Origin of the sequence: Pseudomonas bananamidigenes, from assembly GCF_001679645.1 — a bacterium.
Lineage (GTDB): Bacteria > Pseudomonadota > Gammaproteobacteria > Pseudomonadales > Pseudomonadaceae > Aquipseudomonas > Aquipseudomonas bananamidigenes.
Window position 1 is genome coordinate 1 of the sequence record NZ_LRUN01000127.1, and the last position, 528, is coordinate 528.

Sequence of the window (528 nt, forward strand, 5' to 3'; positions counted from 1 at the left end):
CCACGAAGCCGGTGGCGATGGTCAGCGCCATCAGCGTCAGGTTGTTGACCGAGAACCCGGCCAGGTACATCACGCCGAACGTACCGATCAGCGACAGCGGCACGGCCACTGACGGAATGATCGTGGCGCTGGCCCGACGCAGGAACAGGAACGTCACCATCACCACCAGCGCGATGGCGATCAGCAGTTCGTGCTGCACGTCGGTGACCGAGGCGCGGGATGGTCTGGGTGCGGTCGGTCAGCACGGTCACGTCGAGGCCGGCCGGCAGGTTGTCGGTGATGCTCGGCAGCAGCGCCTTGATCCGGTCGACCACCTCGATCACGTTGGCGCCCGGTTGACGCTGAATGTTCAGCAACACTGCCTGATTCTGGTTGGCCCACGCCGCCAGACGCTCGTTTTCGGCGCCATCGACGATCTGCGCGACATCCTTGAGTCGCAGCGGCGCGCCGTTCTTGTAGGCCAGGATCAGGTTGGCGTAGTCCTTGGGCGAAGTCAGCTGGTCGTTGGCATCGAGCATCGACACCCGG

1 pseudogene is annotated in these 528 nt (G+C 64.6%); it reads right to left on the reverse strand.

What is annotated here, in order from left to right:
- Positions 1–528, reverse strand: a pseudogene (locus BBF94_RS28220) (efflux RND transporter permease subunit); the annotation flags it as partial.